Consider the following 21,049-nt stretch of genomic DNA (forward strand, 5'->3'; position numbering starts at 1 on the left):
GTGCCATGCCGATCGGCATCCGCTCCCACCGGGCTCCGCCCCGAACCCGCGCCACCGGACGGTACGCGGGTGCGGCGCCGTTGCCGGGGCTCCGCGCCTGGGCCCCGCGCCTCGAACCCCCCCGGCCACCGCGGGGAGGTGCCCCCCTGGCGGGGCTGAAATTCACGCACCCGCACCTGCGGAACCCGCACGTCCGCGCCGCGTTCCTGCGGCGCGCCCTGCCGTACTCCCTCTCCCGAAGACGCACGGAGGCTCAAGGTGAGCGAGTCCCTCGCCGAACGCATAGCCGCACTGCCGAAGTCCCGCCGGGCACTGTTCCAGGCCCTGACCGGCCGAGGCGGCGGGCGCGCCGCCGTACGTGAGGACCCCGAGCCGGCACCCCGCGACCCCGCCGAAGCGGCCGTGCTCTCCTTCGCGCAGCGCCGCCTCTGGTTCATCGACCAGCTGCAGCCCGGCAGCCCCGCCTACAACGTGCCGGTCGCCACCCGCATCCGAGGCCCGCTCGACGTCCACGCCCTGCACGCGGCGCTCCAGGACATCGTGGACCGCCACGAGGTGCTGCGGACCGTCTACACCTACCAGGAGGGTGCCACCGAGGCCGTACCCCGCGTGGTGGACGGCTACCGGCTGCCCCTGCCGCTGACCGAACTGCCCGACGAGGAGGCGGCCCGGCCGTTCTACGACGCCGACGCGGGCGCCCCCTTCGACCTGGCCGGCGCCGTGCCGCTGCGGGCCCGGCTCGGCCGGATCAGCCCCGAGGACCACGTCCTCGTCCTCAACCTGCACCACATCGTCACCGACGGCTGGTCCATGCGGGTCCTCTACACCGAACTGGAGCGCGCCTACGCCTCCCGCACCGGGGCGCCCGCCGAGGCGGCGGCCCCGCTCGCCCTGCAGTACGCCGACTTCGCCACCTGGCAGCGCCGCCGCGTCAGCGGGGACCGGCTGGAGAGCCTCACCTCCTTCTGGCGCGAGGAGCTGGGCGGCGCCACCCCGGTGGACCTGCCCACCGACCGGCCCAGACCGCCCGTCTTCGGCCACGCCGGCGCCTCCCGCTACATCGACCTCCCGCCCCGGCTCATCGCCCGGCTGCGGGAGTTCGGCAAGTCCGAGGGCGCCACCCTCTACATGACGATGCTGGCCGGCTTCGCCGCCACCCTGCGCCGCTGGACCGGCCAGGAGGACATCGTCGTCGGCACCTCGGTCTCCGGCCGCGACCACCCGGCCTTCAGCGAGCTCATCGGCTTCTTCGTCAACACCCTGCCGCTGCGCATCAGAACCGGCGGCGACCCCGGCTTCGCCGAACTGGTCCGCGCCACCCGCCACACCACCCTCCAGGCGTACGCGCACCAGGAACTGCCCTTCGACCTGATCGTCGACGCCCTCGGACTGCCCCGCGACCCCAGCCGGCCGCCGCTCACCTCCGTGATGTTCCTCCTCGACGAGACCCCGGACACCGCCCCGGGCCTCACGGGCGTCACCACCGAGCCCATCGACTTCTCCTCGCACGCCACCAAGTACGACCTCATGATCAGCGTCCACGACACCGGCACCGCCGTCCGCGCCCTCGTGGAGTACCCCACCGCCCTGTTCGACGCCGGGACCGTGGACCGGCTGCTCGGCCACTTCCTCACCACCCTCGAAGGGGCCGTCGACCGCCCCGACGCCCCGCTCTCCGCCCTGCCGCTGCTCACCGACGCCGAGCGCCGGGCCGCCCTGGACGACTGGAACGCCACCCGCGCCCCCTTCCCCCAGGACGCCTGCCTGCACGAGCTCTTCGAGCAGCACGCCGACCGGCGGCCCGACGCACCCGCCGTGATCCTCGGCGGACTCGGCGGCTGGAACGTCACCTACCGGGAGCTGGAGGAGCGCGCCAACCGGCTCGCGCACCGGCTCGCCCTGGCCGGCGCGGGCCCCGACCGGACCGTGGCCCTGTGCCTGCGGCGCGGCCCGGGACTGGTCACCGCGATCCTCGCCGTCCTCAAGGCCGGCGGGGCCTACGTCCCCCTCGACCCGGACTACCCGGCCGAGCGCCTGGCCCTGCTGCTGCGGGACTCCGCGCCGCCCATCGTCGTCTCCGACGCGGAGCTGATCGGCCGGCTGCCCCTCCCCGACGGCACCGCGCAGGTGCTCCTCGACACCGACCGGGCCGCGCTCGCCGAGCTGCCCGCGACCCGCCCGGCCGTCCCGGTCACCGCCCGGGACCTGGCCTACGTCATCTTCACCTCGGGCTCCACCGGTACCCCCAAGGGCATCGCCCTGGAACACCGGGGCGTCGTCAACAACATCCTCGACCTCAACCGCTCGTACGGCATCGGGCCCGGCGACTCGGTCCTCGCCCTGTCCTCGCCCAGCTTCGACATGAGCGTCTACGAGACCCTCGGCATCCTGGCCGCGGGCGGCACACTCGTCCTGCCCGACCCGGCCGCCGCCAAGGACCCGGCGCACTGGGCCGACCTCGTCGAGCGGCACGGCGTCACCGTCTGGAACTCCGCCCCCGCCCTCCTCGGCCTCCTCACCGACCAGCTCGAACACGCCGGCGGGCCCCGACTGCCGAAGCTGCGCACCGCGTTCCTCGGCGGCGACTGGATCCCCGTCACCCAGCCCGACCGGATCCGCGCCTTCGCCCCCGGCCTGTCCTTCGTGGCGCTCGGCGGGGCGACCGAAGCCTCCATCCATTCGGTGGAGTTCCCCGTCGGCCGGGTCGATCCGCAGTGGACGAAGCTCCCGTACGGGCGGCCCATGGCCAACCAGCTCACCTACATCCTCGACCCGAAGGACCGCCTCGTCCCCGTCGGCGTCCCCGGCGAACTCCACCTCGGCGGCGTCGGACTGGCCCGCGGCTACCTGAACCGGCCCGAGCTCACCGAGGAGAAGTTCGTCCGGGTCGAACTGGAGCCCGGCCGCACCGAACGCCTCTACCGGACCGGCGACCTGGCCCGCTACGGCGCCGACGGCACCATCGAACTCCTCGGCCGCACCGACTTCCGGATCAAGCTCAACGGGCTCCGCATCGAGCCCGGCGAGGTCGAGAGCGCGCTGCGCGAGCGCCCCGGCGTCCGCGAGGCCGTCGTCGCCGCCCGCCGCACCGCCGGCTCCGACCGCCTCGTCGGCTACGTGGTGCCCGAGGAGGGCGCCGACCTGGACACCGCCGCGCTGCGCACCGCCCTCGCCGCCGTCCTGCCCCCGCACTGCGTCCCCGCCGAACTGGTCCTGCTGGAGCGGCTGCCGCTGAGCCCCAACGGCAAGGTCGACCGGGGCGCCCTGCCCGACCCGCGCCCCACCGCCGCCCCGGACCGGCCCGCCGCCGCACCCGTCGACGGTGACCCCGTCGCGCTGCGGATCGCCGCTGTCTGGGCCGAGGTGCTCGGCATGGCCGAAGTAGCGCCCGGTGACGACTTCTTCGCCCTCGGCGGGGACTCCTTCGCCGCCGTGCGCGCGGTCCGCGCCGTCGCCACGGCCCTGCCGGACGGCGGAGCCGCCGCCCTGCGCGTCGTGGACCTCTTCAGCAACCCGACCCCGGCCGGACTCGCCGCCAGGGCCGCCGAACTCGCGGGAACCGGAACGAGCGCCAGTGCCCGGCACCACCGGCTGCTGCACCGGCTCACCCCCGAACGCCCCGCCGGCACCACCACACTGACCCTCGTCTGCTTCCCGCACGGCGGCGGCGACGCCATCGCCTACCAGCCGCTCGCCGCCCAGCTCCCGCCGCACATCGAACTCCTGGCCGTGTCCCCGCCCGGACACGACCCGCTGCGCCCCGGCCCGATGCTCCCGGTCCCCGAGTTCGCGGAACTCGCCGCCGAGGAGATCGCCCGCACCGTGCGGGAACCGTACGCCGTCTACGGCCACTGCGCCGGAGTCGTCACCGCGCTGGAGACCACCCACGTACTGGAACGGCTGGGGCAGCGCCCGATCGCGCTGGACCTCGCCGCCGCCCTCCCCGAGGAGGACCCCGAGTACGCCCTGGAGATGGAACGCGTCTCCGGCGACGAGGACCTCGTCGCGTACCTGACCACCATGGACGGCTTCGACGGCGTCCTCGACGACAGCGACCTCACCGCGGTCCTGCGGATGGTCCGCCACGACATGACCGAGGCCGCCCGCTTCTTCGCCCGCACCCCAGGAGGCTACGACCGCCCCCTGGCCACCCCGCTCACCTGCATCATCGGCGACGCCGACGACGCCACCGAGGGCTACGAGAACGGCTACCGCGCCTGGGGCCGGTACGCGGCCGACGTACGCCTCGCCGTGATCCCCGGGGGCCGCCACTACTTCGCCAAGCACCTGCCCGACCGGCTCGCCGCTCTCCTCGCCGACCTGCACCGCAACGGAGGAACCCATGTCTGATCTCGCCGAACGGCTCGGCCGTCTGCCCCAGGGACAGCGCTCCCGGCTGCTGGGACGGATGCGCAACCAGATGACGGCCGGCGTGGGCCGCCGCATCGAACTGGGGCGCGCCGACCACGGGCCCCGGTCCCGCTCCTCCTTCCAGCAGGAGCAGATGTGGTTCGTCGACAAGCTCGGCGCCGGCAAGGCCCGCAACAACATAGCCCTGGCCATAGGCCTGGGCGGACCCCTCGACCGGGCCGCCCTGCACGAGGCGCTCAACGCCGTCGTCGCCCGCCACCAGGTGCTGCACAGCAAACTCGTCGAGATCGACGGAGTCCCCTGGCAGGAACCCGTCCCCTCCTTCGTGCTCGGCGTCCAGAGCACCGACCTGTCGGGCAGCGAGGACGCGGACCGCGAACTCGCCGAGCTCACCGCGAGCTGCGCCGCCGCCCCCTTCGACCTGGCTGCCGGCCCGCCCGTCCGCGCCCACCTCGTACGCATCGCCGCGGAGCGCCACGTCCTGCTCTGGGTCGTCCACCACATCGCCTGGGACCCGGGCTCGACCCGGATCTTCACCGAGGAACTGACCTCCAGCTACGCGGCGGCCGCCGCGGGCAAGCGCCCCGAGGCTCCCCGGCTCGCCGTCGAGTACGCCGACTTCGCGGCCTGGCAGCGGGCCAAGCTGGAGAACGACGAGCACGGCCGGGCGCTCGCGGGCAAGTGGCGCCAGATCCTGGCCGGCGCCGTCGCCACCGAGGTCCTGCCCGACCACCCGCGCGGCCCCGAGACCCGCGGCGACGGCCGCGGTCTGAAGCTGACCCTGGACCAGAAGCTGCTGGACCGCCTCACCGAACTCGCCGACGACAACAGCACCACCGTCTTCACCACCCTGCTCGCCGCCTTCAACGCGCTGCTGCGGCACTGGACCCGCACCGAGGACGTCGTCGTCGGCACGGCGAGCGCCTCCCGGCCGCACCCCGACCTGGAGCAGGTCATCGGCTGCTTCGTCCAGATGATCACCCTGCGGACCGAGGTCACCGACCAGCTCACCTTCCGCGAGCTGGTCACCCGCACCGCGTCCTCCGTCATGGACTCCTTCACCAACAGCGAGCTGCCCTTCGAGCAGGTCGTCGAGGCCGTCCGCCCCGTGCGCGACCCGCTGCGCCACCCGCTCTTCCAGATCGAGTTCACCTCGCTGGGCCGCTGGGGCACGCACCGGGCGCAGGCCGCGGACGTCGAGTTCACCATGGACCAACTGCACGACGGCGCCGCCAAGTTCGACATGAGCTTCCTGGTCGGCGAGAACGACGGCCTGGAACTCTCCCTCGAATACAACACCTCCCTCTACCGGCACGGCACGGCGAGCGCCCTGCTCGCCGCCTTCCGCCAGGTCCTGGAGCAGGTCGCCGAGAACCCCGACCTCCAGGTGGGCGACATCAGCCTGGTCGAGGAGCCGGCCGCCTCCCGGCACGCCCGTGAGCTCTCCCGCGGCGGCCCCGTCGACGAGGCCGCCTGGACCACCACCCTGGACCGCGCGTTCCGCGAGCGGGCCACCATCCACCCCGACGCCGTCGCCGTCCGCCACGGCTCCACCCGGCTCGACTACGCCGCCCTCGACCGCTGGTCCGAGGCCATCGCCCACCGGCTGCGCGACCGCGGCGTCCGCCACGGCGACCCCGTCGCGGTGTGCGTGTCCCGCGGCCCGGCCGCCGTCGCCGGAGTCCTCGGCGTGCTCAAGGCGGGCGCCCACTACATCCCGGTCGACCCGGCCGCCCCGGCCGAGCGGACCCGTACGGTCCTCGCCGACGCCAAGGTCCGCCACGCCCTCGTCGACGAGGCCGCGCAGCTGCCCGTACTGCTGGAGCTGGTGACCACCGGGACGGCGGCCCCCGTCCGGGAGGTCCCCTCCCTCGCGCCGACCGCCACCCCCGCCGACCTCGCCTACGTGCTCTACACCTCGGGCAGCAGCGGAACCCCCAAGGGGGTCATGATCGAGCACCGCTCGGTCACCCACTTCTCCCGCACCATCGCCAAGGCCTACGAGATCCGGGCCGAGGACCGGGTCCTGCAGTTCGCCCCGCTCACCTTCGACGTCTCCGTCTTCGAGATCTTCACCACCCTGCTGGCGGGCGGCTCGCTCGTCATCGCCACCGACGACGAGCGCCGCGACCCGGCCCTGCTCCAGACCCGGATGCGCGAGGACGCGGTCACCGTCGCGGAACTCCCGCCCGCCCTCCTGCCGTTGCTCGACCAGGCCGGCCTGCCCGACCTGCGTCTGGTCTCGGTGGGCGGCGAGGCCTTCCCCGGCCGGCTGGTCGCCGAATGGACCGCGGGGGAGCGCAGGTTCGTCAACGGCTACGGCCCCACCGAGGCGACCGTCGCCGTCACCCTCATGGACTGCACCGGCAGCTACGACCGCAACCCGCCGATCGGCCGCCCCATGCCGGGCCACCAGGCGTTCGTCCTCGACGAGCGGCTGCGCCCCGTCCCGCCCGGCGTACCCGGTGAACTCTGCGTCGCCGGACCCGGCGTGGCCCGCGGCTACCTGGGCCGCCCCGAGCTCACCGCCGACCGCTTCGCCGACAACCCCTACGCGGACGGCCCCGAGACGGCCCGCCTCTACCGCACCGGCGACCTGGTCCGCTGGCTGCCCGGCGGCAACCTGGACTTCCTCGGACGCACCGACCGCCAGCTCAAGGTGCGCGGCCACCGCATCGAGCCCGGCGAGGTCGAGGCCGTGCTCACCGGGCACCCCTCCGTGCAGCAGGCCGTCGTGGTGGCCCAGCCCGCCGCGGGCGGCGAGCGCATGCTGGCCGCCTACGTCACCGTCGAACAGGTGGGCTCGTACGCCTCCGAGGTCGCCGACGCCGAGGGCCTGCGCGCCTACGCGGCCGGCCGGCTGCCCGGCTACATGGTGCCGGTCGTCGTCGTCCTGGACGAACTGCCCCTCACCCCGCACGGCAAGGTCGACACCGCCGCCCTGCCCCAGCCCACCGAGCAGTCGGGCGAGGGCGGCACCCCGCCGCGCGACGCCGTCGAGGAGCAGATCTGCCGGGACATCCTCACCCCGCTGCTCGAATGGCAGAACCCGGACGTGGAAGGCGACTTCTTCGCCCTGGGCGGCAGCTCCCTGCAGGCCACCATCGTGGTCTCCCGGGTCCGCGCCCTCTTCGGCATCGACATCGCCCTCGCCGACTTCTTCGGCCGCCCGACCGTCGCGGGACTGGCCGAACTGGTCCGCGCCGCCAAGGCCGAGGCGGCCGGCGAACAGGACCGGCTGCTCGCGGTCTTCGAGCAGATCGAGAACATGAGCGACGACGAGGCCGCCGCCCTCCTCGGCTCCCTCCAGCACCCGGACGGTCCCTGATGGCCGACCCGGCCGGGCTCGAAGGAGCGCTCGCCGCGCTCCCCGAGGCGAAGCGCGAGCTCGCCCGCCTGATGCTGGCCGCCCGGCAGCCCGTACCCGCCCACCCGGCCTCGCGCTCCGGCGCGGGGCCGGTCCCGCCCACCGCCCTCCAGTCCCGGCTCTGGCGCCGCGAGCGCACGCATCCGGCCGTCGCCACCGGCTCGCACGCGCTCCGGCTGACCGGCCCGCTCGACCCGCGGCGGCTCACCGAGGCCCTCACCGGGGTCCTGCGCCGCCACGAGGCGCTGCGCACCCGGCTCACCGTCTCCACCACCGGCCAGCCGAGGCTGCACGTGGACGAGGAACCGGTGCTGCGGCTCACCCGGGCCGACCTTTCCGGCTTCACCCCGCAGGCCGCGGCCGAACGCGTGGCCCTGCAGAGCGCCGAGAGCGCCTCCATCGTCCTCGACCTGGAGAGCGGCCGCACCAGCGCGTTCCGGCTGCTGCGGCTCGCCCCCGACGAGCACGTCCTGATCCTCGCCTCCCACCTCGCGGTCTTCGACGGCTGGTCCTCCGGGATCTTCCTCGCGGACCTGGCCGCCGGCTACCGCGACGGCGAGGGCCCGGGCAGGCCGGTCCCGCCCGAGCTCCAGTTCCCCGACTACGCCGACTGGCAGCACCGGTGGCTCGCCGGACCCGACGGCTCCGCCGAACTCGCCCGCCGCCGGGCGGTGTTCGCCGCCGACCCGCCCGCACCCCGGGCGCCCGGCGGATTCGAACGCGGCCACCTGCCCGTACGGCTCGCCCGCGGGCCGGTCGACGCCGGGCTGGAGCGGGGCGCGGCCGAGGGAGCCACCCCGTTCATGACCCTGCTCGCCGCGCTGGCCGTCGTACTGGCCCGCCGGGACGGCCGTACCTCCGTGGTGATCGGCACCCCGGCGGCCGGCCGCTTCGCCGCACCGCTCGAAGGCGCCGTCGGGCAGTTCACCACCGTGGTGCCGATCCGGCTCGACCTCGCGGGCGGCCCCACCTTCCGGGAACTGCTGCACCGCACCCGGGCCGCGGTGGCCGAAGCCCTCGCCCACCAACGCCTCCCCGTGGACGTCCTGTTCGGCGACGGAACGCCCCCGCCGTACAACGTCCTGTTCGCCCTCCACAACTACCCGTCGGTCCCCCTGGACCTCCCGGGCATCGAGGTCGGCCAGCTGCCCGGGCCCCCCGCCCGGCACCTGGAGCTCTACAGCCCCGACCCGGCCGCCGCCCTCGCCTGCATCGGCCTCGTGGAACGGGACGGCGCGATCGGCGGCACCGCCGAGTACAACCGCCACGCGGCCACGCCCGAGGACGTGCGAGGGCTGCTCGCCGGAATCGAGGACGTGCTGGACCGGGCCGTCGCCGCGCCCGCATCCCCGCTCACCACCTAGGGAGTTGCCCGTGCTCACCACCGAGTTCTACCGCGCGCCCGCGGACTGCGGGCTCGTACGGAGCGGAGCCGACGTGCCCCGCACCCCCATGCGGGCCCTGCGCGAGGACATCCACGACATCCTGGTCTCGGCCCCCGTGGCCGAGGCCCGGCGCACCCGCGACCCCCGGCCCATCCACCGGGCCCTGGGCGAGCGGGGCCTCCTCGCGCCCCAGTGGCCCGAGGAGTACGGCGGCCGCGGCATCAGCCAGGTCGCGGCCGCCGTCCTGGTCGAGGAACTGGCCATGCACGACGTCCCCGACCTGCTGCACACCCTCACCGTGCAGATCGTCGGATCCACCCTGCTCAATGTCGCGAGCCCGGCGATGAAGGCCCGCCACCTGCCCGGCTTCGCCGCCGGCACCGCCTTCGGCTGCGTGCTGTTCAGCGAACCCCAGGCCGGCTCCGACCTCAACATCCTCTCCACCCGCGCCGTTTCCGACGGCAAGGGCGGCTACAAGCTGTACGGCACCAAGGTCCACTCGCTCTTCGCCCGGCTCGCCGACTACGGGCTGTGCCTGGCCCGCGGCGAGGACGACGCCTTCAGCCTGTTCCTCGTCCCGCTGGCCCAGCCCGGGGTCACCATCCGGCAGATCCCCGGCATGGGCGACGACGCCTTCCACGAGGTCACCCTCGACGGCGTGGCCGTGACCGCCGACGACGTGGTCGGCGAGACCGGCCAGGGCTGGGCGATCGTCGTCAAGACGCTCGCCTTCGAACGCACCGGACTCGACTACTACGTCAAGGCGCTGCGCTGGTACCGGGCCGCCGTGGAACGGCTGGAGGTCCACACCGACCGGCTGGAGGCCGGCCAGCACGACCAGATCGGCCTGGCCAAACTCAACGCCCGGCTGCTCGCGGCCGGCACACTGGTCCGCCGCGTCCTCACCCGCCTCGACCGGGGCGAACTCAACGAGGACGAGGCCGCCGCCGCCAAGTGGTACACCACCGAGCTCGCCGCCGAGGTGGCCTGGTGGGCCGCGGAACTCGACGGCGACCGCAGCATGACCCTCGACGACCCCGAGGTCGACGGGGTGGCACACCCACTCGATGCGGCGTTGCGCGAAGCCCCGGGGATGCGGATATCGGGCGGCACCGCCGAAATGATGCTGGAGACGCTGGCCCGGCTGCGTCTCGACTCAGGGGCGGAGGTACGGCCGTGACATCACAGGCGGTAGGCGGGAACGGCATGGGCGGCCAGGGCCCGGCGGCGGCGCCCGAGCGCTGGCGGGAGCGGGAGGACGAGGACTCGCTCTTCCGCCAGCTCCGGCTCACCGTGCGCCAGGGCCTGGAGGTCGACGGGGACACCCCGGCCGGCGCCTGGGAGGCGCTGACCCAGGTCGGCGCGTGGGAGTTCGCCCTGCCCATCGGCCACGACGGGCTCGACCTCGGCCAGGCGGTCATCGCCATGGTGTGCGAGGAGGCGGGCAACGCGATGCAGCCCGTCCCGCTGACCGACACCCTCCTCGCCCTGGACCTGATCTCCGGCCTCGGCCCGCTGGCCCCCGAAGCCGCCGACAGCCTCCTGGACCAGGTACGCACCGGGGAACTGGAACTCGCCGTGCCGGGCCGGCTGCCCGATCCGCGCGGCACCGTACCGCCGGGCATCACCTGGAAGCCGGACCCGGACACCGGTGCCGTCGTCCTCACCGGAACCGGTGGCCCCTTCGCCGCCGGAGTCGGCCCGGGCGCCCTGCTGGTCCTGGCTGGCGGCCCCGACGGCCCGTGCGTGGCACTCGTACCCCTGCCCACCGAGGGCGTCCGGGTCCGCCCGCTGCGCGACCACGGCGGGGGAGCCGTCGCCAGTGCCGTCTTCGACGAGGTACGGCTGCCTGCCGGGGCGGTGCTGCTGAGCGGCCTCGCCGCCGAACAGGCCCTCGCCCGCGTGGGGCTGCGCGCCGCCGTCCACCAGGCCTCGCTCCTGGCCGGGATCACGGCGGCCGCCCTGACCGCGGTCGTCTCCCGGATCCGCGGCCGGCAGCAGTTCGGCCAGGCCCTGGTCAAACACCAGGGCCCCCGGCTGCGCGTGGCAGGCCTGCTGGCCCGCCTCGACGCCGTGCGCTGGGCCGTGGGCGACGCGGCCCGGGACCTCGACGAGGACCGGCTCACCGCGGGGGAGGCCGCCGGACTGATCGCCCTCACGGCGGAGACCACCCTCGACGTGACCCGTGACGCGGTCCATCTGCACGGCGCCTCGGGCCTGGTACGGGACGGCCTGGTGGCGGGCTGCTACCGGCGCGCGGCCTGGGAGGCCATGCGCTGCGGGCGCCCCGCCCACCTCTGGGACATCGCGGCGCACACGCCCTGACCGGCGCCCACGAGGGAAGGGGCCCCCGCACCGCGGGAGCCCCTTCCCTCGTACGACCAGGACGGTCAGACCAGGTCGCGCCGCATGACCCAGCGGTGCCGCTTGTCGCTCTTGGCCTCGGTGCGGTGGACGCGGCGGAAGCCCGCCCGCTCGAACATGTCCATCGTCCCGACATAGGCGAGGGTCGGATTGACCCGGCCGCCCTCCGGATCGACCGGATACCCCTCGACGGCGGGCGCGCCGTGGGCGCGGGCGTGCTCGACGGCCCCCTCCAGCAGGCCCGAGGCGACCCCCTTGCCACGGAAGTCCTTGCGCACGACGAAGCAGGTCACCGACCACACGGGCAGATCGTCCACCGGTGTGATCGTCTTCGAGGAGGTCAGCCGGTCGAGCTGCCGGCGCGGGGCCACGTTGCACCAGCCGGCCACCTCGCCGTCCAGGAACCCGAGGACCCCGGGCGGCGGATCGGCCTTCTCCATCAGGCCGCGCAGGTGCTCGCCCCGCTCGTCCGCCGTGAGCCGCCCGTAGTCGCCGGTGGACAGCCGCCACGCCATGCACCAGCACGTGTGCGCGCTCTTCTTCGGCTGGAGCACCTGGCGGATGTCGTCCCACAGATCCGCCGTGGCGGGCCGTACTTCTAAACTCATGCTGCTACTTCGCTCTCTTCCGCTTCTTACGAGCGTCCCGCGGCCGCGGTGTCCCGCGCCCCGGCGACGACATCGGTCATCACGGCGACCAGCACCCCGAGGGCCCGCCGGCACGCCTTGTGTCCTGCGTCCAGATGAGTGACCAGCCGGACCGTCTCCGGGCCGGGCGCGGTCACCAGTACTCCTTCCTGCGCGGCCCGTGCGACGACCTCGTCGGCGCCGGGAACCTCGATGAGGACGATGTTGGTCTCCGGCGGGCGCACGGTGAACCCCGCGTCCCGCACCCCCGCCGCCAGCAGCGCGGCGTTGGCGTGGTCCTCGGCGATCCGCTCCACGTGGTGGTCCAGGGCGTACAGTCCCGCAGCCGCCAGGATGCCCGACTGGCGCATGCCGCCGCCCAGACCGTGCCGCAACTTCCGGGCCCGCGGGAGCCTTTCGGCCGACAGCAGGAGCACCGACCCGACCGGGGCGCCCAGGCCCTTCGACAGGCACACGGACAGCGAGTCGGCCGTCCGCCCGTACTCGCGCGCCGAAGTGCCCGTCGCGGCCATCGCGTTCCAGATCCGGGCCCCGTCCATGTGGACCGCCAGGCCCGCGCCGGACGTCAGTTCCCGTACGGCGCGCAGCGTCTCCAGCGGGTGGACCGTACCGCCGGCCCGGGTGTGGGTCTGCTCCACCTCCACCGCACGGGTGCCGAGCGTGTACGGGTTCCCCCGCCGGACCACCCCGGCCAGCAGCTCCGCGGTGATCACCCCCCGCTCCGCCGACACCGTGCGCGTCTGGATCCCGCCGTAGCGGGCCGGGGAGGCCTCCTCGTGCGCCAGGACGTGCGCCTCGGCGTCGCACACCAGCTCCTCGCCGGGCCCGACGAGGAGCTGGAGGGCGATCTGGTTGGCCATCACCCCGGACGGGGTGAACAGGGCCCCGGAGAAGCCGAAGAGCCCGGCGAGCCGGTCCTCCAGCGCGCGGACGGTCGGATCCTCCCCGAACAGGTCGTCCCCGACCTCGGCCGCGGCCATCGCGGCCCGCATCCCGGGACCCGGCCTGGTCACCGTGTCGCTGCGCAGATCGACAGTGTCGAAACTCCCGATGGTCATGACGGTACGTCAACTCCTCGCTCGCGGGGCTGTGGGGTGAGTTCGCGGGCCGCCACCCAGTCCAGCAGCGGGCGCACCAGCTGCCAGGTCTCCCGCACCAGCTCCCCGGCACGCGCCGTGTGCAGCCCGGCGTCCGGACCGTGGCGGCGCCCCGCGTCGATCTTGCGGTGGCGCAGCAGCCCCAGCCGCGGGTGGTCCGCCGGGACCCCCCGCGGCCGGGACTTGAGCCGGTCACCGCCCAGAGTGAACCCCTGGTATTCCAGCCGGCCCGCGATCGCGGCCAGCTCCGCGCCGCCGTCCTCCTCCTCGACGGCGGCGCGGTACCGGGCGACCTCGGCCCCGGCGTAGGGGTACCAGCGGCCGGAGGCGTAGAGGCCGTGCCGGTCCAGGTGCACCCAGAGGCCCAGACAGGGCAGCAGATCCAGATAGGCGCCCTGGTAGGTCTTGTACGGGGACTTGTCGTGCGACATCCGGGTGTCCCGGACCGGGCCGAGCACCCGCACCTCGCCCGATCCGGTCGACTCCTCGAAATACGTGCCCAGTTCAGCGGCCAGCTCGTCCATCGGCGCACGTACGTCACGCTCGTACCGCTCGCGGTGGCGCAGCCGCCACGCCTCCTTGCTGTTGTCGGCCGCGAGGTCCTCGTACAGGCGCAGTGCCGAGGGCGGGAAGCCGCTGAAGGTCACGGCAGATACCCCGGCAGGGGGTGGGCGGCGCACAGCTCGGACACCCGGGTCCGCACCCGGTCGCGCAGCGCGTCCGGCAGTACGCCGCCCTGCGCGCGCAGCGCCGTGAGGACGTCGGCGACCAGGTCGGCGCACTCGGCGGCCACCGCGTGGTCCATCCCGCGCGCGGCCAGCGTGTTGGTGCCGAGCCGCAGCCCGCCGGTCACCCGGACCGGTGTGGTGTCGCCGGGGACCCGGTTGCGGTTGACGACGATCCCGCAGGACTCCAGGGCCTGCTCGGCGACGTCCCCGGTGACCCCGGTGCCCCGCAGGTCGAGCAGCACCATGTGCGTGTCCGTACCGCCGGTGACCAGCCGGAACCCCCGGTCCAGGAGCCGTTCCGCGATCGCCTGCGCACCGTCGGCCAGCCGCTTGGCGACCTCGGCGAAGTCCGGGCTCGCCACGAAGTCCAGGGCGCGCGCCTTGGCCGCCACCGACGCCAGGTCGGGAGTGCCCTGGGTGAAGGGGAACACGGCGCGGCGCAGGGTCGCGGCCAGGGTGCCGCGCTCCGGTCCGGCCTTGCGGGCCTCCCGGCCGAGGAGGATCAGCCCCCCGCGCGGGCCGTACAGCTGCTTGTAGGTGCTGGTGGTGGTCACGTGGGCGTGGTCGACGGGGCTCTGGTGGAGGCCGGCCGCGACCAGTCCCGCGATGTGCGAGATGTCGGCCAGCAGATAGGCGTTGGCCTCGTCCGCGATCTCCCGGAAACGGGCGAAGTCGATGCTGCGGGGGTACGCGCTCGCCCCGCAGACGATCAGCTTCGGGCGGTGCTCCAGGGCCAGTTCGCGGATCTGGTCGTAGTCGAGCAGCCCCTCCGGTGTCACCCGGTAGCCGCGGGCGCGGTAGTAGCGGCCGGTCACCGAGGCGGGGGAGCCGTGGGTGAGATGGCCCCCGCAGTCCAGGTCCAGCCCGAGCAGGCTGTCGCCCGGGCTCAGCAGCGCCGTGATCACGGCGAGGTTGGCGGAGGAACCGGAGTGCGGCTGCACGATCGCATCCTGCGCCCCGAACGCCGCGCACGCCCGGTCGATCGCGAGGCGCTCGATCTCGTCGGCGACCCCGCAGCCGGCGTGGTAGCGGTTCCCGGGGAAGCCCTCGGCGGTCAGGTTGCCGAGCGCGCTGCCCTCGCAGGCCAGGACGGAGGGATCGGCGACGCTGGACGCGGCGACCATCATCAGGGTGTCGCGCTGGCGCGCCGACTCCCGGGCCAGCAGGCCGTACAGGACGGAATCGCGCTCTCTCAGCCGGGTGTTGGCGTGCGCGGCGAAATCGACCAGGTCGGGATCGGGCTCGGACCCGTGGCCGGATGCCGCGGGCAGCTCCGGCTCGGTGACGGGCGCGGGCAGGGTGAGACTCATGACTGTCCCCTCTCGGAATCGTCCGTGATGGCCGTGCTGAACCGGCTCGTGTCCTCAACCGTCCGCATCGGCGGTGTCCGTCTCGTCGGCCTCCAGCTCGCCGAAGGCCTCGGCGGCCGCGACCGCCTCCGCGCCGTGCTGCTCGTCCGCGGCGATCTTCCCGGCCAGCTCGGAGATCAGCGGGTTCTGGAACACGGTCTTCACCGGCACCGGCACCCCCAGCAGCTCCTTGAGCAGACCGGCCAGCCGGGTACCGCTGAGCGAATCGCCCCCCAGGCTGAAGAAGTTGTCACCGGGCGCCACCCCGTCGAGGCCGAGGATGTCGGCGACCGCCGCGCACAGCACGAGCTCCAGCGCGCTGCCCGGCCCGTCCCCGGCATCCCGTACGGCCGCCTCGTCGGCGGACTGCTGCTGCCGCCCGGCGGAGGAGGCCAGCAGCAGCCGGTCGACCTTGCCGTTGCGGGTCAGCGGCAGCTCCTCCAGCACGGTCAGCGCGGCCGGCACCATGTAGCCGGGAAGCTGCGCGGCGAGCCGCTCCAGCACCGGCCCGGCCGCCTCGGCTCCGGCCACGGCGAAGGCGTGCAGCCGCCGCACCCCGTGCGCGCTGGCCGGGGCCACCACCACGGCAGCCTCGACCTCGGCGTCCTGGCGCAGCACGGCCTCGATCTCGCCGAGCTCGATCCGGTGGCCCTGGATCTTCACCTGGAAGTCGTCCCGGCCGAGGATCTCGATGCTGCCGTCCGGCAGGTACCGGCCCAGGTCACCGGTCAGGTAGGCGCGTTCGCCGCTCTCCGGAAGGTGCACGAAGCGGTTCGCGGTGCGCTCCGCGTCGTTCCAGTAGCCGAGCGCAAGGCCGACGTCGCTCGCCACGGCCATCTCGCCGACCACCCCGAGCGGGCGCTCGTAGGCGGCCCGGTCGACGATGTAGTACCGCTGGTTGGTGATCGGCTTGCCGTACGGGATGCTCGTCCAGGAGGGGTCGACCTCGTCGATCGGCTGGAACAGCGACCAGCAGATCGTCTCGGTCGGACCGCCCGAACCCACCACCTGGATCCGGGGGCTCTGCGCCCGCAGCCGGTCCGGCAGCGTCAGCGGGATCCAGTCGCCGGAGAGCACGGACAGCCGCAGGGACTCCAGTGGCCGGCCGCCGCCGCGCCGCTCGCGCACCTCGGCCTCGCCGACCAGCAGTTCCATCAGCACGGGCACGGAGTTCCACAGGGTGACCTGCTCGGCCTGGACCAGATCGGCCCAGACGTCGGGCTCGGCGTGCTCGAACGGCGGCGGCAGCACCACGGTCCCGCCCTGCGTCAGCACCCCGAACACGTCGTAGATCGAGGCGTCGAAGTGCAGCCCGGAGATGGCCAGCAGCCGGTCCCGCGCACCGACCTCGAAGCGTGTCGCCACGTCGCGGATCAGGTTGACCACGCCGATGTGGTCGACCATCACGCCCTTCGGCTCGCCGGTCGAGCCCGAAGTGAAGATCGTGTACGCGAGGTCCGCCGGCGTCTGCGCCGTGTCGGGCCGGGCGTCGGTCCCGGACTCGAAGTCCTTGTCCACCCGGTAGCGGCGGGCCGTGGGGGGCCAGCTGATCCGGGAGTCCAGCCAGGACTGGGTGAGGATCCGGTCCACCTTGGCCTCGGTGAGCAGGCGGCGCAGCCGCTCCGGCGGCACGGACGGGTCCAGCGGCAGATAGGCGGCGCCGGAGGCGAGGATCCCGTACACGGCGGCGTACTGCTCCCAGCCCTTCTCCATCACCACGGCGACCAGCTCGCCCGGGGCCGCCCCGTGGTCCCGCAGCGTGTGCCCGATCCGCCAGGCGTACGAGGCCAGCTCGGCGTAGCTCAGCCGCCGCCCGGAGGCGTCCACCACGGCCTCGGCGCCGGGGGTGCGCTCCACCTGCTGGGCGAACAGCTCGTGCAAGGTGGTGTACGGGATCTGCCCGGCGGTGTCGTTGACCTGGCGGCGCAGCGTCCGCTCGGCCGCCGGGACCAGGTCGAAGCGCCGGGTGTGCAGGGACTCCGGGTCCCGCGTGAGCCGCTCCAGGAGGTCCACGTACACGCCGAAGGCGGCGTCGACGAAGCCGGGCGCGAACGCCCCGTCGACGAAGTCCCAGATGACGCGCAGCTCACCGGCCAGTTCGCGCAGCTGTACGTCGAGCGAGACCTGCGGGGTCTGCGAGATCGAGTACACCTCCCGGCCCAGGTCCGTGACGGGCCTGCGCACCGGGTAGTCGAGCAGGCTGGTCACGACCACCGGCATGCCGGCCTGCGCGCCCACCCCGTGCAGCCGGGTCAGCTCGCGCAGTACGCGGACGCCGTTGAAGGCGCCGTGCTCCGCGTCGCGGGCGAGCTGGTCGCGCAGGGCGTGCGCCCGGTCCAGGAAGGTCGCGCCCGAACCGTCGGCGGCGAGCATCACGGCGTTGGTGAAGTCACCGAGGACGCCGGTGATGTCCGGGTGCACCGCCGGGCGCTGGAAGATCGGGTAGTTGATGGTGAAGTCGCACTCCTCCGCCCAGCACCGGACCACCTCGGCGAAGGCGGCGGTGAGCAGGACCGACGGCGTCAGCCCGGCTTCGCGCGCCCGTGCCGAGAAGCGCTGCCAGTCCGCGGGGGAGAGGCGGTGCTCGCGCCGGTCGAAGCGCACCTCGTGCCCGCCGCCGGCGGAGCCGCCCGTGGGCAGCGAGGGGGCCGGCGGCAGGGTGGGGACGCGCTCCACCCAGTAGTCGCGGGCGGCGCGGAAGGCCTCGGTGTGCGGCAGGGCGTCGGCGCGCCAGCGGGCGTACTCCGCGAAACTGATGCCGGGCTCCGGGAGTTCGGCGTCCGGGTTCTCGTACAGGTCGACCAGCTCGGGGAAGAGCACCTGGAAGGCGCTGGAGGCGTCCAGCACCTGCAGGTCGATCCCGAGGTGGACCCGGCTCAGGTTCCCCGGACCGCCCAGCCGGATGATCCGCAGGTCGAACAGCGGCCAGCTGCCCACCGGGAAGACCACGTGGCTCATCTCGTCCCGCAGCGCGGCGAGCCGCTCCCGCGAGGCGTCGGCGGACAGCCCGCTCAGGTCCACGACCGGTATCTCGAAGGGCAGCGGGTCGGCCGGCACCCACTGGGTGCCGTCCGTGCGGCCGATCGCGCGGAGCATGTCGTGGCGGGCGACCACCTTGCGCCAGGCGGCGGCGAAACGCTCGGGATCGAGGTCCGCACGCTCCCATTCGAAGTATCCGTAGCAGCCGATACCGCCCAGCTCGACCGCTTCACCTCGCCCGATCATCAGTGCCTGCTGCGTCTCGGTCATCGGGAAGGACGCGGCACTGTCCGCGCGAGCGGGCAGGAGCTCGGTCATGGTCCAACTCCATTCGGTGTTACGGGCCGTTGGCTGGTGCTTGCCTGGGGTGGTGACGGGCCGGAGCGCCCTGCTGCGGGGCAGGGCGAGGCTAGGGGCGGTGAGTTAGCCGCCGGTTATGTTCCGTCCGGGCGGCGGCGGTGGCGGCGGCGGTGGCGGCGGGCCCGTGATCGGGCGCGGCCCCCTCGCCCAGGGAGAGCGCGAAGAGCCGTACGAGCGGATGGAACAGGTAGCAGGGCTGGCCCCACTCGTCCGCGCCGCTGACCTCCAGCAGGGCCGCGTCGGCGAGCGCCTCCAGCAGCCGCTCGGCCTCGGTCTCCGGCAGACTCAGCGACATCGCCGCAGCCGCGGCCGGGAACGGCTGCGGGCCGAGCGCGGCCAGCGCCGGGAACACCGCCCGCACCTCCGGGTCCAGCGCCCGCCAGGACGGCAGCAGCGAGCCGTGCACGTCCAGATCGCCCGAGTGCAGCTCCCGAAGCCGGGTGACGGGATCCGCCAGCCGGCGGGCCAGCCGGTCCGGGGTGGAGTGCGGCCGGGCGGCGATCCGGGTCCCGACGATCCGCAGGGCCAGCGGCAGACCGGCGCAGTGCTCGACGATCGCGGACGCCGCACCGGGTGCCGAGGCCACCCGGGCGGGACCGGCCGCGGCCGAGAGCAGCTCCAGCGAGTCCCGGGGCGCCAGGGGAGCGAGGGCCACGGTGTGCGCCCCCGCCACGGTGGGCAGCGCGGTCCGCCCGGTGACCAGGACCGCCGGCTCCGGGGTGTTGGGCAGCAGCGGCCCCAACTGGGCCGCCCCGGAGGCGTTGTCCAGCACGATCAGCAGCTGCCGGCCCCGGGTCCGCTCCCGGTAGAGCCGGACCAGCTGGTCCTGGTCCTCGGTGGCCGGTACGTCGTCCATCGGCCCCAGCGCGCGCAGCAGCGCGCGCAGCACCCGGGTGGGGTGCCGGGGAGTGCCGTCGGGCGCGCGCAGGTCGGCGTACAACTGCCCGTCGGGGAAGTGCCGCTGGCAGCGGTGGGCCGCGTGGACGGCCAGGGCGGTCTTGCCGAGCCCGGCCATACCGGTGACCAGGACCCGGCGGGGCCGCCCGGAACCCTGCGCATCGGGGGCCAGCGCACGGCACAGCAGCTCCAGTTCGGGCTCCCGGCCGGTGAAGTCGACGGTGTCGGGGGGCAGCATGGCCGGTGCGCCGTCCGGGCGGCCGGACGCGTCCCGCCGGGGGCCGGCCAGGACGGCGGGGGCGGAGCGCGGCTGCCGGTCCAGCGTGCCCTCCAGCAGCGCCCGGTAGGTGGCCTGGAGCTCCTCGCCGGGGTTCACTCCCAGCTCGTCGGCGAGCACCGCGCGGCCGTGGTGGTAGAGGTGGATGGCGTCCGCCTGCCGCCCCGACCGGCACAGGGCGGTCATCAGCTGGCACCGGATGCGCTCGCGCAGCGGGAACTCGGCGACCAGGCCGGTGAGCTCGCCGGTGATCTGCTCGTGCCGGCCCAGCGCGAGATCGGCCGCGATGCGGTGCTCCAGAGTGACCGCCCGGGCCTCGGTGAGCCGCGGCGCCTCGGCGTCGGCGAGGTATTCCGTGGCGTTGGCGAAGGGCAGGCCGTTCCACCGGGCCAGGGCGCCGCGCAGCAGCTCACCGGCCTTTTCGAAGTCCTCGGCGATCAGCGCCTCGCGGCCGCCGAGCGCCAGCTTCTCGAATTCGCTCAGGTCAAGGGTCGCATTACCGATGCTCATGGCATATCCGGGTGGTCGACGATCGATCAGAACATCGTCGCCGAGAATCTTGCGCAAGCGGGAAACATAGGTGTAGAGCTGTGCGCTGACGGTGGCCGGCGGCGCCCAGCCCCACAGCAGCCGGCACAGCCGTTCGTCGGAGATCACCTCTTCACGGGCCACGAGGAGCGCCGCGAGCACGGTGTGCAGCTTCGCCCCGGAGAACGCGACCCGGCGGCCGTCCCGCCGTACCTCGACTGGCCCGAGCACTCGGAATTCCATGTACCGCCCCGTCCGTGATTCATGGAGAAGAATCTCTGAACGAAGCTAGTGGAGTGCGTTGTCTCCTCGATATCGTGGCGATTTCGAGGGCGGCCCGGGTCACGAAATCGATGGAACACAGAAGAAAAAGGAGGCGTCCCTACTGTTCCATTCGTGCCGCAGCGAGCGGCAGTGATGCTCCACCGAGAGGGGATTCCCAGATGCGCAGCACGCGGACGGTGAAGACGGCGAACACGACGGCGGCGGCCTGCCTGCTCGTTCTTGCGGGGGTGTTCGTCGGCGCGGGGGGAGCGTCGGCCGTCCTGGCGGACACGCACACCACCACGCAGGCCGACGACGACATGCCCTGGGGCGTCGTCAAGCCGCTGGTCCCCCCGCACCCCGGCTCCGCCGGCAAGCACGGCGACATGCCCTGGGGCTGACCCGCCCCGCCCCGCCCGGCCCGGCCCGGCCGCCG

The 21,049-nt window shown here is 74.1% G+C and carries 12 protein-coding genes; 6 read left to right on the plus strand and 6 right to left on the minus strand.

Features of this window, described 5'->3' with window-relative positions; all coding sequences use genetic code 11:
- The first annotated feature begins 258 nt into the window (after nt 1–258).
- The 5 genes from ACFY0D_RS03155 to ACFY0D_RS03175 are packed head-to-tail and all read left to right on the plus strand — an operon-like array spanning nt 259 to nt 11,448.
- Nucleotides 259–4,350, plus strand: a complete 4,092-nt coding sequence (locus ACFY0D_RS03155) for an amino acid adenylation domain-containing protein (protein WP_390796679.1) — start codon at nt 259–261, stop codon at nt 4,348–4,350.
- The gene (locus ACFY0D_RS03160; RefSeq protein WP_390796680.1) at nt 4,343–7,699 is read left to right on the plus strand and encodes an amino acid adenylation domain-containing protein; all 3,357 of its coding nucleotides are present in this window, start codon (nt 4,343–4,345) and stop codon (nt 7,697–7,699) included. The genes ACFY0D_RS03155 and ACFY0D_RS03160 overlap by 8 nt, the downstream gene beginning before the upstream one ends.
- Entirely contained in the window at nt 7,699–9,102 is a 1,404-nt protein-coding gene (locus ACFY0D_RS03165; RefSeq protein ID WP_390796681.1) for a condensation domain-containing protein, read from the plus strand. The genes ACFY0D_RS03160 and ACFY0D_RS03165 overlap by 1 nt, the downstream gene beginning before the upstream one ends.
- A 10-nt stretch (nt 9,103–9,112) precedes the next feature.
- On the plus strand, nt 9,113–10,303 hold the full coding sequence (locus ACFY0D_RS03170) for an acyl-CoA dehydrogenase family protein (protein WP_266388124.1): 1,191 nt from the start codon (nt 9,113–9,115) through the stop codon (nt 10,301–10,303).
- Complete coding sequence (locus ACFY0D_RS03175) at nt 10,300–11,448, plus strand: acyl-CoA dehydrogenase family protein (protein ID WP_390796682.1); 1,149 nt, start codon at nt 10,300–10,302, stop codon at nt 11,446–11,448. Before ACFY0D_RS03170 ends, ACFY0D_RS03175 begins: the two co-directional genes overlap by 4 nt.
- A gap of 65 nt (nt 11,449–11,513) precedes the next feature.
- On the opposite strand, the gene ACFY0D_RS03180 is transcribed toward ACFY0D_RS03175, so the two are convergent.
- The 6 genes from ACFY0D_RS03180 to ACFY0D_RS03205 all read right to left on the minus strand — a co-directional run bounded on the left by ACFY0D_RS03180 (nt 11,514) and on the right by ACFY0D_RS03205 (nt 20,580).
- A complete protein-coding gene (locus ACFY0D_RS03180; RefSeq protein ID WP_030713495.1) occupies nt 11,514–12,095 on the minus strand; it encodes a GNAT family N-acetyltransferase in 582 nt (193 codons plus the stop codon).
- Between the two features lie 26 nt (nt 12,096–12,121).
- Nucleotides 12,122–13,192, minus strand: a complete 1,071-nt coding sequence (locus tag ACFY0D_RS03185) for a threonine aldolase family protein (protein WP_390796683.1) — start codon at nt 13,190–13,192, stop codon at nt 12,122–12,124.
- Nucleotides 13,189–13,878 (minus strand): DUF2461 domain-containing protein, encoded by a 690-nt coding sequence (locus tag ACFY0D_RS03190; RefSeq protein ID WP_390796684.1) that lies wholly within the window; start codon nt 13,876–13,878, stop codon nt 13,189–13,191. Before ACFY0D_RS03190 ends, ACFY0D_RS03185 begins: the two co-directional genes overlap by 4 nt.
- Nucleotides 13,875–15,269, minus strand: a complete 1,395-nt coding sequence (gene glyA / locus ACFY0D_RS03195; protein ID WP_390796685.1) for a serine hydroxymethyltransferase — start codon at nt 15,267–15,269, stop codon at nt 13,875–13,877. The genes ACFY0D_RS03190 and glyA overlap by 4 nt, the downstream gene beginning before the upstream one ends.
- Before the next feature lie 54 nt (nt 15,270–15,323).
- Nucleotides 15,324–18,605, minus strand: coding sequence for an amino acid adenylation domain-containing protein (locus ACFY0D_RS03200; RefSeq protein ID WP_390796686.1), 3,282 nt, complete (start codon nt 18,603–18,605; stop codon nt 15,324–15,326).
- A 91-nt stretch (nt 18,606–18,696) separates the two neighbouring features.
- Entirely contained in the window at nt 18,697–20,580 is a 1,884-nt protein-coding gene (locus ACFY0D_RS03205) for a BTAD domain-containing putative transcriptional regulator (protein ID WP_390796687.1), read from the minus strand.
- A gap of 212 nt (nt 20,581–20,792) precedes the next feature.
- Between ACFY0D_RS03205 and ACFY0D_RS03210 the strand changes: the two genes are divergently transcribed.
- A complete protein-coding gene (locus tag ACFY0D_RS03210) occupies nt 20,793–21,014 on the plus strand; it encodes a hypothetical protein (protein WP_382535600.1) in 222 nt (73 codons plus the stop codon).
- The last annotated feature ends 35 nt before the right edge of the window (nt 21,015–21,049 follow it).

Origin of the sequence: Streptomyces sp. NPDC001502 (assembly GCF_042894785.1) — a bacterium.
Classification (GTDB): domain Bacteria; phylum Actinomycetota; class Actinomycetes; order Streptomycetales; family Streptomycetaceae; genus Streptomyces; species Streptomyces kutzneri.